Source organism: Synechococcus sp. BO 8801, assembly GCF_002252675.1.
Taxonomy (GTDB): domain Bacteria; phylum Cyanobacteriota; class Cyanobacteriia; order PCC-6307; family Cyanobiaceae; genus Cyanobium.
On record NZ_NQKY01000001.1, the window covers coordinates 251,899 to 264,841 of the forward strand.

9 protein-coding genes are annotated in these 12,943 nt (G+C 74.0%); 3 read left to right on the forward strand and 6 right to left on the reverse strand.

The features are described from left to right. Window positions 1-378 precede the first annotated feature (378 nt). From CJZ86_RS01245 to CJZ86_RS01260, 4 genes are read right to left on the reverse strand one after another with little or no spacing between them, the layout of a single operon-like run. The gene (locus CJZ86_RS01245) at window positions 379-2,046 is read right to left on the reverse strand and encodes an ATP-dependent DNA helicase (RefSeq protein ID WP_094584138.1); all 1,668 of its coding nucleotides are present in this window, start codon (window positions 2,044-2,046) and stop codon (window positions 379-381) included. After that, on the reverse strand, window positions 2,043-5,867 hold the full coding sequence (locus tag CJZ86_RS01250; protein ID WP_094584139.1) for a UvrD-helicase domain-containing protein: 3,825 nt from the start codon (window positions 5,865-5,867) through the stop codon (window positions 2,043-2,045). The genes CJZ86_RS01245 and CJZ86_RS01250 overlap by 4 nt, the downstream gene beginning before the upstream one ends. After that, a complete protein-coding gene (locus CJZ86_RS01255; protein ID WP_094584140.1) occupies window positions 5,864-9,139 on the reverse strand; it encodes an exodeoxyribonuclease V subunit gamma in 3,276 nt (1,091 codons plus the stop codon). The genes CJZ86_RS01250 and CJZ86_RS01255 overlap by 4 nt, the downstream gene beginning before the upstream one ends. Before the next feature lie 10 nt (window positions 9,140-9,149). Next, a complete protein-coding gene (locus CJZ86_RS01260; RefSeq protein ID WP_094584141.1) occupies window positions 9,150-9,836 on the reverse strand; it encodes a metallophosphoesterase in 687 nt (228 codons plus the stop codon). A 121-nt stretch (window positions 9,837-9,957) separates the two neighbouring features. Here CJZ86_RS01260 and CJZ86_RS01265 point away from each other — a divergent pair, with 121 nt between their 5' ends. After that, window positions 9,958-10,311, forward strand: coding sequence for a hypothetical protein (locus CJZ86_RS01265; RefSeq protein ID WP_094584142.1), 354 nt, complete (start codon window positions 9,958-9,960; stop codon window positions 10,309-10,311). A 39-nt stretch (window positions 10,312-10,350) separates the two neighbouring features. On the opposite strand, the gene CJZ86_RS01270 is transcribed toward CJZ86_RS01265, so the two are convergent. Together CJZ86_RS01270 and CJZ86_RS01275 are read right to left on the reverse strand one after the other, a co-directional pair. After that, window positions 10,351-10,671 (reverse strand): MgPME-cyclase complex family protein, encoded by a 321-nt coding sequence (locus CJZ86_RS01270; protein ID WP_094584143.1) that lies wholly within the window; start codon window positions 10,669-10,671, stop codon window positions 10,351-10,353. Window positions 10,672-10,684: 13 nt separating this feature from the next. Further along, window positions 10,685-11,434 carry a pyridoxine 5'-phosphate synthase gene (locus CJZ86_RS01275; protein ID WP_094584144.1) on the reverse strand — a complete coding sequence of 250 codons (750 nt, stop codon included), beginning with the start codon at window positions 11,432-11,434 and terminating at the stop codon, window positions 10,685-10,687. Window positions 11,435-11,616: 182 nt separating this feature from the next. Here CJZ86_RS01275 and CJZ86_RS01280 point away from each other — a divergent pair, with 182 nt between their 5' ends. Together CJZ86_RS01280 and CJZ86_RS01285 are read left to right on the forward strand one after the other, a co-directional pair. Further along, window positions 11,617-12,306: a lysophospholipid acyltransferase family protein gene (locus tag CJZ86_RS01280; protein WP_094584145.1), complete on the forward strand. Its 690-nt coding sequence runs from the start codon at window positions 11,617-11,619 to the stop codon at window positions 12,304-12,306. A 29-nt stretch (window positions 12,307-12,335) separates the two neighbouring features. Beyond that, window positions 12,336-12,911 (forward strand): hypothetical protein, encoded by a 576-nt coding sequence (locus CJZ86_RS01285; protein WP_094584146.1) that lies wholly within the window; start codon window positions 12,336-12,338, stop codon window positions 12,909-12,911. Window positions 12,912-12,943 lie beyond the last annotated feature (32 nt).

Below are 12,943 nucleotides of genomic sequence, written 5' to 3' on the forward strand. Positions count from 1 at the left end.
TCAGCGGGTCCGGAACGATGGCGGCGGGAGGGGGCGAGGGAGGTGAGAAAAAAGACTGACCGGAACCACCTGGGGCCAGGGAATCCATGGGGTTGTCCCTGTCGACCTCGGGGCACCTGAAAGGTTTGATCCGGTGGGGCCGGTTCGCACCTTCGTGACGATGCAGGAGGGCATTCCTCAAGGGGGGACTCGAGGAATCAAGGGGCTCCCGAAAAGGGAGAGATCCCAGCGGTGGAGACTATTGGAGCAGGGGCTCCGGTGAGTTCGGCCCGGGGGAACCGCGCCGATGGACGAAGTATGGAACAGGGGTCGGAGCTGCCTCCGTGCGGTTCACTTTTCGTAGACACATTGCCGGCTGTGGCGATGAATGAAGAAGCCTTACGGCTCCTCCCCCGCCGCGGGCCCGTCCTCCCCGGCGCTGAGCAGCAGGGCCCCCTGACGCGCCCGGGTCAGGGCGGTGTAGAGCAGCCGCCCGTCGCGGTCGCCGCCGCTGGGCAGCAGCACGATCACCTCCTCGGCTTCGCTGCCCTGGGCCTTGTGCACCGTCAGGGCCAGGGCCGGCTCGGCGGCGCCGCCCAGCTGACCGGGGTGGATCCAGAGCGGCTCCCCCTCCCCCTCCCCGTCCCCGAACAGCAGGCGTGCCGAGGGCCCGGGGCCACCCACGAGCACGCCCACATCGCCGTTGGCCAGGTCCAGTTCCGGCAGGTTGCGGCGGCAGAGAACGGGGGTGCCCGGGGGGAGATCCTGAAGATCGCCGTCCCGCCGGCCCCCCAGCAGGGTCCGATGGATCGCCTCCAGACCCCAGCGGCCCTGGCGCTGGGGGGCCATCACCAGCAGGCGGTCCCGCTCGGCCAGCAGCGCCCGGCATCCCTGCTCGGAGCCCGGCCGGCAGCGGCCCGCCAGCCGGGCCAGCTCGGCCTGGTGGCGGCGCAGCCGCTCCAGCAGCTCCGCCGGCAGGGTCAGGGGGGAGCAGGGGCGCCACTGGAGGTTGTCGGTGCTTTCCAGGCCCTGCAGCAGCGGGCGGATGGCGGCGATCGGATCCGGATCCTGCGGGCCGGCGGCGGCCCCCAGCCCCTGGCGCAGGGCGGCGGCCACGGCGGCGATGGCCCCGGCGTTGCGGTAGGTGGTGGTCAGGGTGATGGCGGCGTCCCCCAGCCGGAGGCGGTGTTCAGGCCGCTGCAGGTCCTCCAGCACGGCCCCGGGGGCGATCGGCGGCAGCTGGGCCGGGTCGCCCACCAGCACCAGCCGACAGGTGCTGGGCAGGGCCTCCAGCAGGGCCCCCATCAGACCCAGATCCACCATCGAGACCTCATCCACCACCAGCAGGTCGAGGTCGAGGGGCCGGCCGCGGTGGCGGCCGAAACGGTCGCCGCGGCTTTCCAGCAGCCGGTGCAGGGTGGTGCAGGGAAGGGTGCCGCCGGTGGCGGTCCGCAGCCGGCCCGCCGCCTTGCCGGTGGGCGCCGCCAGATGGACGCGGGCGTCGGGCTGGCTGGCCCGGTGGGCCGCGATCATCGCCGCCACCGTGCTGGTCTTGCCGGTGCCGGGTCCCCCCTCCAGCAGCACCAGCCCGTGGCGAAGCACCGCCGCCACCGCCTGCCGCTGCCGGCTATCGAGGCTGCGGGGGTCGCCGGGCTCCGCATCGCCGGGCTCCGCATCGCTGGGGGCCTCGCCGACGCCGCCCGGTTCGACGGCCCCGGCGCGGGCGATCAGGGCCTCGATCACCGCCCGCCGCTGCCGCTGCCAGCGGCGCCACTGCAGCCGATCCTCATCCAGGGCCAGGGGACCGTCCGGATCGCTGCAGAGCGGACTGGCCGCCAGGGCCCGGCGGTGCCCCTCCGGCCAGGGTCCTTCGCTGACCTCCGCCGGTCTCGGACCCCGCAGGTCCAGCTCCAGCTCACCCCGGGCCAGGGCCGCGGTGAGGGCGGCGATCAGCTCGCCGACCAGGGGATCGGCGGGGGTGCCGTGCAGGCGGGGCAGGGCTTCGGCCAGGCCGAGGGCCAGGGCTGCCACCCAGGGCTGGGGGGTGGGGAAGAGGGGGTCTCTCATGGCGCCCCCTCGACGCTGTCGGCGGCGGCATGGCCGCCGAGGGCCCCGTTGAGGGCCAGGAGCCTGCCCAGGGGCGGGCGCTCCACGAACATGCCCGGCACCGCTCCGCCTGGGGCCTGTGCCCCCGCTGCTCCGGGTGCCCCGCGCAGGAAGACGTAGGCGTACCCCCCCAGATGGCGCTCGGGGTCGTAGCCGGGCAGGCGCCAGGCCAGGTAGCGGTGCAGGGCCACCAGGTAGAGGTGGGCCTGGAGGGGGTAGTGGCTCTGGGCCATCAGGGCGGCCATCGCCTCCCGGCCGTAGTGGCGGGGGCCGCAGGCCAGGGGTCTGCCCTCGCCGTCCCGCCGGCCCAGCCAGTTGCTCTTCCAGTCGGCCACCCACCAGCGCTCCTGGCCATCGGCATCCGTGGCGGTGAAGATCAGGTCGATCGAGCCGGTGAGGAAGCCGCGGCTGGCCACCGGCAGGCTGCCCACGGTGGCGGCGTAGGCGGCACCGAAGGCGCCGCCGGGATGGTCCGCGAACGCCGCCGCCAGCTGCGCCGCCCTGACGAAGCCGAGGGTCAGGTCGAAGCTGAGTTCGTTGAGCCGGCGTTCCGGCCCGAGATCGGCCACCCGGAGGGAGCCCAGCCCGCCGCCGAAGGGGGTGAGGCGCACCTGCTCCAGGCCCCGCAGCAGCGGCTCCAGGTCTTCCGCCTCCAGCCCGGCCCGGCGCAGCTCCCGCTCCACCAGCTCCTGGCTGGCGGGCGTGTCGGTGGGAACCCGGTAGTCCAGCTGCTCCAGCATCCGGTGCAGACAGTCCCCGGCCCCCGGGCCGCGGGCGAAGCCGGCCAGGGGACCCTGCTCTGGCCACAGGGCCGCGTCGGCTCCTTCCGGAGCCTCGCCTTCGGGGCTGGGATCGCTGGTGTCGCGGCCCTGGTCGAGGGTCGCCTCCGAGACGCCGGCGCCGTGGGCGGAGCGGGTCCAGCCGGTGTAGCTGCTGCGGCTCCAGCTCGTGTCCAGCGTGCGCCGGGGCACCGGCCCGCAGCGCAGGGCATCGACCGCCGCCGGTGCCGGCGCCAGCGTCCGCGGGGCGCCCGGCTCCGCGGCGACCTGGTGCAGCTCGAGCCCCAGGGCCCGACGCCCGATCTCCTCCTCCAGCCGCAGGAGCCAGTCCCCGTCGCTGCGCCCGCTGATGGGGGCATCGTCCTCGGGGTCGGGCAGGGGGTCGCCTGGGAAGAGCCAGGGGTACAGGGGGTTGGCCTGCTGGCCCTTCGCCGGCCCCCAGGCGAGCAGCAGCAGGTGCTGGGCCCGGGTGACGGCCACGTAGGCCAGCCGCTCCCGCTCGGCCCGTTCCGCATCCCGGTGCTGGCGGAGCGCCGGCCATCCCCGTCCCCAGGCAGGACGGAGGTGGAGGTCGAGGTGGGCGCCGGCGCCGCCGGGCGGATGCCAGCGGAGGCCCACCCGGTGGCCGCCGGCGGGGGGTGTGCCGGCCGCCTGCCACAGGTAGGGACAGATCACCACGGGGAACTCCAGTCCCTTGCTGCGGTGCACCGTGATCACCGTCACCGCCTCGTCGGCCTTGTCGCTGTGGGCCTGGTGCGACTCCGGGATGGTGCCGCTGGCCCGGGTCTGGTCGAGACGCAGGCGCCGCAGCCAGTCGGCGGCGGCCGCCAGGGAGAGCCGTTCGACGTGCAGTCGCTCCTGGAGCAGTTCGGCCACCTGCTGCAGGTCGGCCAGCAGCCGGCCGCTGACGCTCAGCCGGGCCAGCCCCTCGCCGTCCACCAGCCGCGACAGCACCCCGAGCGGTCCCTGATGGGGCAGGTCCCGGGCCAGGGCCTGGAGCCGGCCGGCCAGTTCGCTCCACTCGGCCGGAGCGGCTTCGGCGATCCGCCGCGCCGACCAGCCGAGCAGGGGGGAGGCGGCCAGCAGCCGCAGACGGCCGGGATCGGCGGGATCGGCCAGGGCATCGAGCAGCCGCTGCAGGGCGGTGGCGGCCGGGCTGGCGAACACGTCGGCCTTGCTCACCAGTCGGCTGGCGATCTGGCGCCGCTCCAGGGCGCTGCGCAGTTCCTCCGCCTGGCGGTGGTTGTGGACCAGCAGGGCGATGTCGCCGGCCCGCAGGGGGCCGGGTGGCCGCCCGTCGCCCACCGCCAGGGCGGGGGCCTGCTCCAGCAGCTGCAGGACGGCGTCGGCCACCAGGGCGGGCAGGCGGTCCTCCAGGCCACCCCGGCTCGGCAGGGAATCGCCCGCCCCCCGATCGCCCCCCAGCCAGAGCAGGCGTACCGGCGCCATGCCGTCGGGTCCGCTCCGCCGTGAACGGGCCAGCACCGCCGGCACCGGCAGGCCGGAGCGGGGCAGGCCCGCCGGTGCCATCAGGCCGTTGAGGCCCCCGATCAGCGCCGGAGTCGAGCGGCGGTTCTCCTGCAGCGCCAGCACCCGCGCCGCGCTGCGGCGGGCCAGCCGGTAGGTGTCCAGGTCACCGCCGCGGAAGCGGTAGATGGCCTGCTTCGGATCCCCCACCATCACCAGCAGGTGGACGTCGCCGGGGAAGGCCAGCCGCAGGATCCGCCACTGGACCGGGTCCGTGTCCTGGAACTCATCGATCAGAGCGGCCCTGTAACGCTGTCCCACCGCCCGCAGCAGGGGGGTGGGGGCGGTGGCGTCCGGGCCGGGGTCGAGTCCCTCCAGCAGCTGGGCGAAGCCGATGCTGCCGCTGCGGGCCCGGCGTCGGGCCAGCTCCGCCCGCCCCCAGTGGCAGCCATGCAGCAGCACCGCCTCCGCCGGGCCTTCCCGCAGGGCGGCCACCGCCTCCAGGAGCCCATGGCCGGGCAGCCGGATCTCCCGCTCCGCCCCTTCCGCCTTCCGCGCCGCCCGGCAGAAGGGCTCGGGGTGGAAATAGGACCCCAGTTCCTTCTGGGCCATCAGGGCGGCGTAGCTGCCGCCTTCGGGCTGCTGGACGAGCCAGGCGTCGACCAGCTCGCTGCGATCGCTTCTGGGCCTGACGGCATAGGGCGTGGTGGCGCTGGCACCGGTGGCCCGCCATTCCGCAGCGGCGGCGCGGAAGGCCTGCTCCAGGTCGCGGCCCCCGTCCGACCAGGCCTGCCGGAACCGTGCCCAGGGCTCCTCCCACAGCGCCGCCAGCTGCTCCGCCAGCGGCCGCTCCAGGCCCAGGCCCGCCGGCAGGGGATCGAGGGCCAGGCCAGGGTCGCCATCGAGCTGCAGCAGCAGCCGCTCCAGATCCCCCAGGCCGATGCCCTCCGCCAGCCCCTCGACCAGATGCAGGGGAAGGGTCAGCACCTGCTGCTGCCAGTAGTCGTGGGCGATCTGGCGCACCAGGTCGGCGGCGTCGGTCTCCAGCGTCAGCTCAGGGGGGCGGGCGGCCTCCATGGCGTGGCGCCGCAGGGTGCGCTGGCAGAAGCCGTGGATGGTGGTGATGTCGGCGGCGTCGAGCTCCTCGAGGGCCAGCAGCAGCAGGCCCTGCACGGTGGCGCGGGCGCCGGTCTCCTCCGGCTGGCGCTCCAGCCATTCGGCCAGCACCGGATCGGGCGCCGCCCAGCCGTCTGGGGGCTGGAGGCCGGTGAGGGCCTGGAGGCCTGTGAGGGCCTGCTGAAGCCGGCGGCCGATGCGATCGCGCAGCTCCGCCGCCGCGGCGTTGGTGTACGTCACCACCAGCAGCTCGCGCAGGCCGAGCCGCTTCTCGGCCAGGAGCCGCAGCACCAGATGGGCCAGGGCGAAGGTCTTGCCGGTGCCGGCGCTGGCCTCCAGCAGCACGACGCCGTCATCGAGGCTGACGTCGTTGGCCTCGAAGCGCTCGGGCCCGCAGGGGCCGTCGCCTGCGACGGTCATCGCTCCACCTCCGCCGCCAGCAGGGGGGAGAAGAGGTCGCTCGCCAGGGTCAGGACTTCCGGGGTCAGCAGATCGTCCGCCGGCAGGCCGGCGCCGAAGCAGGCCTCCATCTCGGCCCGATCCCGCTCGCCGGCGTGGAAGCCGGACCCCTCCCAGGTGCCGGCGGCCCGGGCCGGTCCCTGGCCGGGTTTCCTGCGCTCGCCTGTCACGTGGCTCCAGCCCGTCTCCGGCGGCACCGGCCATCCCCTGCTGCGCCACTGGCGCTGCAGGCCGGCCAGACGCTCCAGTTCATCCCGTGCCGCCTCCGGTTCCGGTGCCGTGAGCTCCATCACCGGCACGTAGCCATCGCCGTCCCGGGCGATCAGCACCCCCCGGCTCGGGGCGGGACCGGCGGCGCTGGCCAGCAGGAGCTGGAGCCAGAGCTCCAGCCGGTGGCTGACCCGGGCCTGGGCCGTGTGCGCCAGCACGACGGCCTCGCCCCGCCAGGGGACCGCGGCCTGCCAGGGGCCCCAGTGGTGGCTGGAGCGCCGGGGCGGGCCGAGGGCCTCCAGGGCGTTCGCCAGGCCCGTCCAGCGGCGCTGCAGCAGCTCCGCCTCCATGGCGCCCGCTGCCCCTGGCGGCAACAGGCCCTGGCCACGGTGCCGGTCGAGCCAGTCGGCCGCCTCAAGGGGGGCCTCCCCGCCGGTGTCCGCCTCGCTGAGGGTCGCCCGCAGCAGGGACGAGCGCTCCCTCTCCCCCAGGGCCAGGGCCTCGAGGTCGTCCACCCGCTTCTCCCACTCCCCGGGCCGCAGGCCCAGGGACCGCAGCCAGTGCGTCTGGGGTGCCACCAGCCAGTCCCGCAGGTCGGCGTAGGCCTCGCTCTCGCCTGCGGGGGGAGCCTCCCGAGGGGTCGCTCCGGCCAGCAGCGCCGGTGGCGGTGTCGGCCGATCGCCGGCCAGGCGGCGCACCGCCTCCAGCAGCCGCCGGTCGCAGCTGGGGGGCTCCCGCCCGCGGGCGGGCAGGAAGTTGCGCCGGTCGAGGGGGTTGGCGGCGTGCTCCACCAGCAGCTGCCCCATGGCCTCCGCATCCAGCTGGCCGGCCAGCCACTGCAGCCATTGGCCCACCGGTCCGGAGGGGGGCAGGGCGGCGCCGGTGCGGTCGTCGCGGCAGCTCCAGCTCAGCAGCAGATGGTCCCGGGCGGAGAGCAGGGCCTCCATCAGCACGTAGCGGTCCTGGTCGGCGGGGTGGGGATCGCCGAGCTGGCGCTGGCCCTCCATCAGGTGGAAAGCGGGCCGGTCGCCGGGCCGGGGAAACAGGCCCGCATCCAGCCCCATCAGCACGATCACCCGGTAGGGAATGGCCCGCATCGGTTCAAGGGCGCTGATGGTGAGGGCGCCGCTGCGGTGGCCGAAACGGCCGCTCTCGGCCCCGAGCAGCTCCCGCAGCGCGGCCGCCGCCACCGGCGCCTCCAGGGACAGGGCGCAGGGACCGGCGGCCGTCTGCCAGGCGTCGATGGCCCCCATCAGCTCGGGCCGCTCGCCGGCATCGTCGTCGGTGTCCCCGAAGAGGTCATCGATCAGCCGTCGCAGCCGCTCTGCCCAGACACCCACGGTGCCGCCCCGGCGCAGCTCCGCCAGCCAGTGGCGCAGCCGCCCCAGCAGGTGCAGCCAGCGGCCGGCCAGCTCCAGGGGCACCCCCGCCTCCCACGGGGCGGTCTCCCCGGGCGCCAGGCCCGCATCGGCGGGCAGCACTAGGCCGAGCAGCAGCCGGTCGATCGTCCAGGCCAGGCTGTGGCAGGGCGGGTCCTTCTCCTGGCCGTCCAGGCCCCAGCGGAAGCCCGCCTCCTGCAGCGCCTCCACCAGGCGGGTCGCCTCGGCCAGCTCGAGGCTGAACCGCTCCAGCAGGGGCCGGCAGCCCAGCAGGGTCTCCAGGCCGGTGGCGGTCAGCCGGGTGCCGGCCAGCTCCAGGAGCAGCAGCAGGGTGCTGCCCATCCCCGCCCCGTCCTGCTGGCTGCGGTCGGTGAGGCGCCAGGGGAGTTCCACGCCCGTGGCGTGGCCATCGCCGAACACCGAGGCCACCAGGGGGGCGAATCCGTCGATGTCGGGCGTCATCACCAGGATGTCCCGCGGTTCGAGGCCGGGGTCGGCCGCCAGGAGCTGCAGCAGTCGGTCGCGCACGATCTGCACCTGGCGCAGGCGACCGGGACAGGCGTGGAATTCCAGGGAGTGATCCTCCGGGTCCATGGCCAGCGAAGGGATCCTGTCCGGATCGGCCAGCTGCTCCTGCAGCTGGGCCAGCAGGGGGGCCGGTGCATGGCCGCTGGCGGGCCAGAAAAAGAGGTCCCGTTCCTGCTCTTCCCCCAGCTGGGCCTCACCGGTGCCCTCGAGCAGCTGTTGGAACTCTCCCCCCAGGCGGCCGAAGCGGGCCTCCAGGCCAGGGGCCTCCAGCAGCCAGGCGGCGTCGAGCGGCTGGCGCAGGGCCAGGGCGTCACTGAGCTCCCGGCGGCGCTCGCCGCAGCGCTGCCAGAGATCGCGGCACGGCGTCAGCAGGTAGAGGTCCACATTCCGGTGCCGGCTGAAGGCCTGCAGGAGTTGCACCTGGATCGGCGCCATGCTGCTCAGGCCGAAGAGTCGCAGGGGCGGGCCGCCCGCTTCGGGGCAGGGGCCGCCGCGGCGCAGCCCGGCGATCAGTTCCTGCACCCGGCGTCCGAACGGTTCGGCGCCCAGCTCCGCCCGCAGGGCGCGGTAGAGCAGGGGCTGCCAGCACTGGCTGTCGGGCAGCGGCCGGCCGTGGCCATCCACAGCCTGGCCGCCCTCCCAGGCCCGCAGCAGCTCGGGCCGGTAGAGGGCGTAGTCATCGAAGGCATCGGCGATCGCCCGCCCCAGCTGCCAGTGGCCCAGTTCCAGCTGGGCACCCGCCCCTCTGTCCGCAAGCCAGCGGCGCAGCGGCTCCCCTTCCGGCGCGGCGGCGACCGCCGGCAGCAGGCCCAGCAGGGGCCAGACAAGGCGGTCGGCACGCCAGGGATCGACGCCTCCGGCCGCGGGAACCTCCCCGGCGGGGGCCAGCAGCTGGTCGACCAGCTGGCGCAGGTGGCTGCCCGGGAAGGGAAAACGCAGGTTGGCGGCGATGCCGCCGAGGTGCTCGGCCAGCTGCTCGCCGAGCCAGCGGCTGGTGGGCCAGGTGTTGACCACCACCTGGACCTGCTCGAACGGATCGGGCGGGTACAGGCGGAGCTGGGTGGCCAGCACGCGAGCCAGGAACTCGGCCCGGTTGCTGCGAAAGACCGTCAGCAAAGGGGTGGGCTCAGAGGGCGCGGCTCAGCGCCGGGCCGGGGGACGGGGCGGCCACCGTGTTGCCCGCCGCTGCCAGGTTGCTGACCTGACGTGTCTCTCGCGTTTCGGGGCAGTAGGCGGTGAGGTCGCCGCCGTAACAGGCACCGGTGTCGAGCAGGACGATCGAGCCGACTCTCCGCAGGCCGGGCCCGGGGGTGTGGCCGACGATCACCTCACCGAAGCGGTTGTCGTAGGCCTGCCAGAAGGCCAGTCTCACGTTGAGGTCGGGTTGCCAGGTGCGGGGATCGAAACCGGCATGGGTGGCCACCCAGCCCTGACCCCAGTAGGCGAGGGGCAGCTGGTCGAGGCGGTCGCGCCAGAGGCGGCAGCGGGCCGCCCCCAGCTGGCGGTAGGTGTCGTTGCCGTTCAGGTCGGGACGGCCGGGCGCCAGGCCCGTGTCGAGCTGACGCACCAGGTCCCGCTCATGGTTGCCCTTGAGCCACACCGCCCGCTGGCGACGCACCAGGTCCCAGACCAGTTCCATGGACTCCTCGATGCGGGAGCCGCGGTTGATCACATCGCCGCAGAACACCAGACGGTCGCCGGCCGGCAACTGGACCAGAAGGCGTTGCAGAGCGTCCGCGCATCCATGCACATCTCCGATGACCCAGTGCTGGGGCGGACGGTGATGGGGTGGACGCCGGTCCGGGAACGTCATCAAGAAGGATGCTTCCCCCCAAGTGTTGCCTCTGGAGTGGGCTTCTGTCACCCCCGCCGGCGCCGGCGGGCCTCCAGCGCTGATACGGTGCGCCCTCGGTGCACCCTGGAGGCAACGGGCGATGGACCTGAAGAATCTGCCGGTCACCCAGCGCGTCAACGCCCTGGTGAAGGCCCTCGACGGGGCGAAGCGCACCAACGAGGCCCTGGCCCGTTGCAGTGACGGCGAGCAGATGCTGGACGTGCTTCTCGATGCCTCTTCGCGGCTGGGGCTGGGTCTGACCCGCTGGGAACTGCAGAACACGCCGCCGATCCGGGACTGGATCTGGTGGAAGAACAAGGAGGCCCCCCTCACCATCGGCGACAGCAAGCCGCGCTACCAGCAGGACGGCGGCCAGGGCAAACCCCGTCCCGCGGAATCGGACCAGGAGGATGGTCCCGACGCGCCCCGGCGCCGTTTCCTGGGCCTGTTCTGAACTGCCGCTCCGGCGCCCGCCCCCGCCGCCGCCCCAGGGTCAGCTCAGGGTGGCCAGCGGGTCGGGAATCGTGGCGCTGGGGGCATCGAAGCTGCCCACGGCCACGAATTCCAGCCGCAGCTTCATGAAGGTGATGAACTTCTCGTCGGTGGACACCACCGCCGCCGCCGGCCTCGGCACGGCGGCCAGGCCGGCGGCCAGCTCGGGAGCCTCCAGGAAGGCGGGGCGCTCCAGGAGCCAGAAGTCGATGGCCTTGTCCTTCTCGGCGTAGTTGCGCCGGCGCTCGCGCAGCACCTCTTCCAGGGGTTCCTCCTCAAGCAGGAAGGCACGGCTGGCGGCGACGAAGTGGTAGCGGGTCATGGCGGGAGGGGCCTCAGGGCTGGCGGTCGCCGAACAGCGGGTCGCGGCGGGGATTCTGCACCAGCGCCCGCATCTGGCGCACCGCCTCCTGGAGGCCGACCACCAGGGCGCGGGCCACGATCGTGTGGCCGATGTTCAGTTCCTCCATCCCCTCGATCGCGGCGATCGGTTCGACGTTGTGATACGTGAGGCCATGGCCGGCATTGACCCGCAGGCCGAGCCCCCGGGCGATGGCGGTGGCTTCGGTGATCCTGGCCAGCTGGAACGGCTGCTCCCCCCAGGCGGCCTCGGCATAGGCGCCGGTGTGCAGTTCCACCCAGCGGGCGCCGCAGTGGCGGCAGGCCTCCAGCTGGGCGTCGTCGGGATCGACGAACAGGCTGACGCCGATGCCCGCCTCCATCAGGCGCCCCGTCAGGGGCGCGAGGCTCTCCACCTGTCCGGCCACGTCCAGGCCCCCTTCGGTGGTCACCTCCTCCCGGCGTTCCGGCACCAGGGTCACCATGTCGGGCCGGACCCGCAGGGCGATCGCCTCCATCTCGGCGGTGGCAGCCATCTCCAGGTTCAGCCGGGTGCGGACGGTGGCCCGCAGAAGCTCCACGTCCCGGTCCTGGATGTGGCGCCGATCCTCCCGCAGGTGCACGGTGATGCCGTCGGCGCCGCCCAGCTCGGCCAGAAGGGCGCAGCGCACCGGATCGGGCTCGACGGTGCGGCGGGCCTGTCGCACGTTGGCGATGTGGTCGATGTTGACCCCGAGGCTGGCCATGGGCGGCAGGTGGCTGAAGCGATCCTGACCGCACCGTATCGGTCGCCGGGGGAGCGGCCGCAGGCCCAACTGCCCGCCGCCGGCCTTCAAGGGGGGGATCCAGCCCCTAGCGTCGACATCGACGTTCTGCCGGATCGAGAGTGTTGGCGGCGCAGACGCCCTCCGGAGCAGGCCTTTCCCCGGTGATCAGCCGGCGGGAGCGTTCCCTCTGCAACGGCATCAGCCCCTGGCTGTCCCCGGTGGCGATGGTGGTCACCATCGATCTGGCTCTCCAGGGCTATTTCAGCGAGCTGAAGGTGCTCGATCGCGAGAATCTGCCCCGCGACGGAGCCGTGCTGCTGGCCCCCACCCACCGGGCCCGCTGGGACGCGCTGATGCTCCCCTGGGGGGCCGGCCGCCGGGTCACGGGCCGGGACTGCCGCTTCATGGTCACGGCCGATGAGATGAAGGGTCTGCAGGGTTGGTTCCTGCACCGTCTCGGCTGTTTTCCCGTCAACCAGGGGCGCCCCACCCTGGCCAGCCTGCGGTTCTCCGTGGAGCTGCTGGCCTGCGGACAGCAGCTGGTGGTGTTTCCCGAGGGCCGCATCCGGCGCGAGGACGGCCCGATCCGCCTGCACCAGGGGCTGGCCCGCCTCGCCCTGCTGGCCGCCAGCCAGGGGGTGGAGGTGCCGGTGGTGCCGGTGGGCATCGCCTACGGCCACGCCGATCCCAGGCCCGGCGACCGGGCCGCCCTCTGTTTCGGCCGCCCCCTGCGGGCGGAGGGTCAGGGTCGCCAGGCGGCCCTGGACTTCAGCGCCGAGCTCGCCGCCGCCATGGAGTCGGCCGAGCAAGCGGCCCGCGCCGAGGTGGGTCGCCCGATCGGCTCCCCGTAAAGTTCGGCCGTTACCCGTCAGGCGTCGACGTGATCAGGCCTTCCGCCGTTTCTTCCCTTCGATCCGCCCGGCCATCGGGCCTGGCCGGGGTCTGCGGCAGTTGCCTGGCCCTGCTGGCCCTCGCCCAGCCGCTCCTTCAGCCGCCGGCCCGGGCCCAGGCCACCCCCCAGACGGTCCAGCCCGCCGGCACCGATCTCAACCTTTCCTCGGTGAAGACCCTCCTGGCCAGGGGTGATGCGGCCGTGGCCGGCGGCAACCTGGCCGAGGGCCGGCGCCTCTACGACCTGGCGCGTGACGCCAGCCGCCGCCTGCTCGGCTTCTACCGCGACCTGAGCGGTTCCTTCCGCGGTCTCGACGCCCGCATCCCCCGCGAGATGGACGACAAGGGGCGGGAGGCGCTGACGCTGCTGGCCGAGTCCAACCTGCGGCTGGCGGCCCTGTTCCGCCGCCAGAACGAGCCGGAGGTGGCGATCCCCCTGCTGGTGGAGGTGGTGAAGATCATGACCCCCACCAACGAGGGCGGGCGCAAGGCCTACCAGCAGCTGGTGGAGCTGGGTTTCGTGATCACCCCCTACACCGCGCCGGGATCGACCGCCGGTGGGTGATCGTCCTTAGATTCCAGCCTTCCGTCATCTCC